At 60.7% G+C, this 5,010-nt stretch carries 5 protein-coding genes; 1 reads left to right on the forward strand and 4 read right to left on the reverse strand.

The window, feature by feature from the left end:
• Positions 1-108: 108 nt before the first annotated feature.
• From R5H32_RS20640 to dctP, 4 genes are all read right to left on the reverse strand, one after another.
• Complete coding sequence (locus tag R5H32_RS20640) at positions 109-894, reverse strand: alpha/beta hydrolase (RefSeq protein ID WP_318340518.1); 786 nt, start codon at positions 892-894, stop codon at positions 109-111.
• A complete protein-coding gene (locus R5H32_RS20645; RefSeq protein ID WP_318340519.1) occupies positions 894-2,195 on the reverse strand; it encodes a TRAP transporter large permease in 1,302 nt (433 codons plus the stop codon). Before R5H32_RS20645 ends, R5H32_RS20640 begins: the two co-directional genes overlap by 1 nt.
• Positions 2,195-2,692: a TRAP transporter small permease gene (locus R5H32_RS20650; RefSeq protein WP_318340520.1), complete on the reverse strand. Its 498-nt coding sequence runs from the start codon at positions 2,690-2,692 to the stop codon at positions 2,195-2,197. Before R5H32_RS20650 ends, R5H32_RS20645 begins: the two co-directional genes overlap by 1 nt.
• An 83-nt stretch (positions 2,693-2,775) precedes the next feature.
• Positions 2,776-3,759: a TRAP transporter substrate-binding protein DctP gene (gene dctP / locus R5H32_RS20655; RefSeq protein WP_318340521.1), complete on the reverse strand. Its 984-nt coding sequence runs from the start codon at positions 3,757-3,759 to the stop codon at positions 2,776-2,778.
• A 193-nt stretch (positions 3,760-3,952) separates the two neighbouring features.
• On the opposite strand from dctP, the gene R5H32_RS20660 reads away from it, so the two are divergent.
• A complete protein-coding gene (locus R5H32_RS20660; RefSeq protein ID WP_318340522.1) occupies positions 3,953-4,837 on the forward strand; it encodes a LysR family transcriptional regulator in 885 nt (294 codons plus the stop codon).
• Positions 4,838-5,010: the final 173 nt, after the last annotated feature.

The following is a 5,010-nucleotide window of genomic DNA, read 5'->3' on the forward strand; positions in this document are numbered from 1 at the left end:
AAGCTCAACCGCGCCGCCGCTCTCGCCGAGTGGCGCGGCCTCGGCGCGTCATAAGGGACAGCGATCCTGCCCTTGTGGAGACGGGTTCGAATTGGTCTGACACCACCTTCAGCAGTATTGTGATTGCTCCTCCGGCGCAGTTTCGCAGAGGAAATCCTCAATCAGCAAATGGAACAATGAAGGCTTCTCGAGATGTGCCGCATGTGCCGCGCCGGGAATAACCGACAGACGCACATCCGGCAGACTGGTCCAGAGCGTCTCGACCTGCGGCCAGCGATAGGAGCGATCAGCGTCGCCCCAAACCACGAGGGTTGGCATCGTGAGGCGCTTCAGCGCCGCGCGCCCGTCCCAGGCCGCCATCGCGCTGAGCGCCGCTTCGGCCGCTTGGCGACCAGCCTGCGCGCCGATACCGGTCACAAGCGGGAAACCTCCCGCCTCGGCGCCTCTCTTGAACCAGGTCGCGCCGATCCGGGCGATCGTCGCCTTGACCCCATCGTTCAGCAGGCGTTCGCGAGAGGTTGCAATGGGTTCGAACCGGTCGGGCATCAAGCCAAGCGGTCCGGTCCCGTAGAGAATGAGCCGCGACACGCTCTGCGGCCGCATTCGCGCCATCTCCTGAACAACCATGCCGCCCATGGAATGGCCAAGCAGGATGAACTCTTCGACCGCCAGTTCGTCGAGCAACCCATAGACGGCCTCTGCCATTCCAACGACCGTGTCGCACCCCTGACGGTCGGCCGCCGCGCCGAAGCCGGGAAGGTTCGGCGCGATCACGTCATACCGGTCCGAGAAATGGTCAATCTCGCGCCGCCATTGCTCGGCCCCGCCAAGATAGCCGTGAACCAGAACGAATGATGGCCCGCTTCCGGCACGGAGATAGGGCAAACTTCCCATCACCGCATCTGTTCCGGAAGCCAGAGTGCCACGTCCGGCGCGAAGATCAGGATCAGGATCAGCAGTACCATCGCCCCGATGAACGGCAGGCAGCCCATGATGACATCGCCGATGCTCACCTGGTCACGGCTGATCGCCTGTATGACGTAGAGGTTCAGTCCCACCGGTGGCGTCAGCACCGCGATTTCCATGGTGATCGTGTATACGACGCCGAACCAGATCAGGTCGAATCCCGCCGCCGCCATGAGGGGAAAGATCGTCGGCAGGGTGATGAAGGTCATCGAGACTGGCTCGAGGAACATCCCGAGCACGATGTAGAAGACGATGACGATGGTCAGCACGGTATACGGTGACAGATCGAAGGACAGGAACAACTCGGTGAACTGCTGCGGCACCCTGTAGTAGGTCAGAACGAAGCCAAATAGCACGCCCGCCGACAGGAGAAGCCCGAGATATCCCATCGTCCGCATCGTGGAAAACATCGCGTCCTTGAACGCCTGCCAGGTCAGCCCGCCAACGCCGAAGGCCAGGATCACCGTCAAGAGCGCTGCCACCGCCGCCGCTTCGGTCGGCGTCGCGATGCCGGCGTATATCGCCACCGTGATCACAAGGCCGATCAGGACCACCGGTCCGACTGTACTCAGGATCATTGCAAGCGGCATCTTCATGGCATCTTCGCTCGAAGGAATGTCCTCGGGCCGCAGCCTGTCCCAGATCAGCACCACGACGACGAACCCGCTGACCAGGATGATCCCCGGGATGACGCCCGCGATGAAGAGATCACCTATGCTCTGATCCGTGACGATGCCGTAAAACAGAAGGATCAGGCTCGGCGGAATCAGGACCGATAGCGTGCCGCCCGCGGCGAGAACGCCCGAGGACAGCCGCTTGCCATAGCCGAGCCGCAGCATCTCGGGTAACGCGACGCCGCCGATGGTCAGCGCGCCAACCATCGACGATCCGCAAACCGCACCAAAACCCGCGCTGGCACCAATCGAGCCGTAGGCGGCGGAGCCCCTGAGCCGGACCCCCTGATGCAGGAACTGGTAAAGGTTCGGCCCGATATTCGATTTGCCTATGAGCTCACCCAGGAAGACGAACAATGGAACCGCCAGCAGAATGTAGTCGACCCACACCCCCCAGAGTTTCAACTCGGAAGAGACCACCGAAGTGCTCCAGCCCTGGATATCCCAGAGAAACGGCAGCGACGCAGCGGCAAGCGCGAAGGGAATCGGCAGGCCGATAACAATGAAGACCATCAGAAGGACCAGTAGCCCAAGGCCAACAGTATACCATTCCATCAGACCTCTCCTTCCGCAGTCATGGTCATGAACAGACGGATGAGTCTCAGCGCGACGTAAATTGCGAAAAGCACCAGCGCGACCGCCCCCGGCGCCCAGAACCACCAGCGTGGCCAGTGCAGGATTTCCGAAGCTACGCCCGAGTTGAAGGACCGGATCGTGGCGCTGACGCCCGCATAGGCGAAGAAGACGCCGACGCCCAGCATGATCAGGTGATTGATGATTGCGAAGACGTGCTGGACCCGCAACGAGAAGCGATCGATCAACATCGTTACCTTCGGCATTGCATCTTCGCGAAGCGCGAAGGCGAGACCGGCAAAAGCAACCGGGAAAAGCAGCAACGCGGTTGCTTCCGTCACCAGCCGGTCGGGCTTACCCAGGCCATACCGGGTGAAGACCCCGTAGGAGATCCAGAGCATCTGGATCAGGACGATAATGCCGCCGGCAGAGGCCCCCCAGACAACGATCCGTTCGACGCCACGGATCAGGCGGTCCAATCGATCATCCATGAAAAGCCTCGCTTGGCAGAGAAACGGCAGGCGGCTCCGGAAGGGTCCGGAACCGCCGGGAAATGCTCCGCTCAGGGAGCGTGGCTTGCCAGAAGGGTGCGGATTTCGCCGGCCAGATCGGCGCCGCAGGCCTCGTCAACGGTGACGTCCCACTTGTCCTTGACGCTGGCGATCAGGGCAGTGCTGGTCTCGGCCGACAGGTTCTCTTCCGTGCCGCCTGCGGCAACCGCGGCCGCAACCTGCTCATCGACCCAGCCCTCGTATTTCGGCTGAAGCCAGACTTCGGTCTCGGCTGCGGCTTCTGTCATCGCGGTCTGCTCTTCGGGTGTGAGCGCGTCGAACTTGTCCTTGTTCATCATGTAGATGATGTTGCCGTAGAACAGGTTCGCATTGACCATATGCGGCATGACATCCCAGAGTTTCCACGACGAGTAGGTCGCGACACCCATGTTGATGCCATCGACGACGCCGCGCTCGGCGGACTGGAACACTTCCTTCGGCGCCACGAACACCGGCTCGCCGCCCCAGGCTTCAATCATCATGGAAACGAGCGGGCCAATCGAGCGGACGAGCTTGCCATCCAGCTTGCCGATATCGCTTGTCGGCTCCTCGAACCACCATTCCTGATCGTAGGAGTAGTTCGAATTGATGAGCGGCACGAGTCCCTGCGCGGCTGCCTCGTCACGAATGAGATTGGCATAGTCCGCATCCAGCTTCGGCTGTTCGGAGAGATCGATGAGCGCCGGGTAGAGCGAGGTTACGGCGTAGCACGGTAGCCGGTTGTCCGCGTTGATCCACGAAATGTCCGAAACTCCGCCCTGAAGCGCATCGACCCCTTCGGACCAGCCATGAAGTGTCGACGACGGGAATACCTCGACTTTCACGCTGCCCCCGGTCTTCTCGGCAACGAGACCGGCAAAATGCGTAAAGCCTTCGTGTCGGATATCAGCTTCGTTCACGTAAGTGCTGAGACGTACCGTGGTCTCGGCAGTTGCAGGCAATGCGGCCATCGTCGCGATGGCAAGCGCACTTGTGCTGATGAATTTCGGTGTCATGGTCCTCTCCTGTTTTAGCAGGCCTTTCGACAATCATTGATACCGATGGCCCTTGCCGACTGCGGCGGGCGCAGCCTGATAGAAAGTCTACGCAGGCTCTTGCAAACCGCGCCAATTCAAACATGTCATCCAACCATACCGAATTCGCATAGTTCTCTGAGCGATGTAGGATCAGCTGAAACGGGAGGTGCCGATGGATCTGAATTGGCTGCAGGATTTTGTCTGCCTCGCGCGGACGTTGAACTTCACGCGAGCGGCTGAGGAGCGCAACATCACCCAGCCTGCCTTCAGCCGCCGGATCAAGGCGCTCGAGAACTGGATCGGTGTCCCGCTAATCAAGCGATCGACCTATCCGGTCCAGCTTTCGGAGGCAGGGCAACAATTCCTGCCGGTCGCCCGCAATGCCATCGCGGAAATCACCGATATCCGCCAGACGATCCGGGCCCAAGAGCGGGGAGTCACCGCGTTCCAGCGATTTGCGGTCTTGCACACGATCTCGGTCAATTACCTCTCCCGGCGCATTGGCCAGATGGAGCGCGACATCCCGAACTTGCGCGTCCGGGTCTACTCGGACAACCTGCGCGCCTGTTGCCAGATGTTGTCAGACGGCGCCTGCGACTTCCTGCTTTGTTACAGCCACCGCGATGTTCAGCCGATCTTCGACGGAGCGCAGTTCACGCGAAAAGACATCGGCACCGAAAAGATCTTCCCGGTGGCTCAGGCTGAAGTCGCGCGCCGCCGTGGTTGGAATCTGGACTCTGTGAATGCCACACCGATGCCCTATCTCGGCTATGACCCTTCAAGCTTTCTCGGTACCGTGGTCGACCAGACGATCGGACGGCGCGAACCGCCGCTCGCGTTGTGCTACATGGACGCACTTACAGAAGCGATCAAGCGTCGTACGCTCTCGGGCAGCGGCCTGTCCTGGCTTCCCGAAAGCGTCGTCGCCGACGAGATCGCGGATGGGCGAATCATTCGGGTAGGCGGCGAAAGCTGGGAAGCCACGCTGACACTGTCGCTCTTCTGCTCGCTCGATCGTCTTGACAAGACAGGCCGCGATGTTTGGGAAACCCTCTAGGCGGTCGTGCAATGCCCAGGTCACCCCTGCCTACTTAAAGCTTGGTGATGTCAGACCAATTCGAACGGTGGTGTCAGACCAATTCGAACCCGTCTTCGCTAATCGGGTTGCATATGTGAAGTCCTTCAGGCGGCTTGACCGCGCTGGCATCTGTGTCCCGGCAGGGTTCACTC

This window comes from Defluviimonas sp. D31, assembly GCF_033436765.1.
GTDB lineage: Bacteria > Pseudomonadota > Alphaproteobacteria > Rhodobacterales > Rhodobacteraceae > Albidovulum.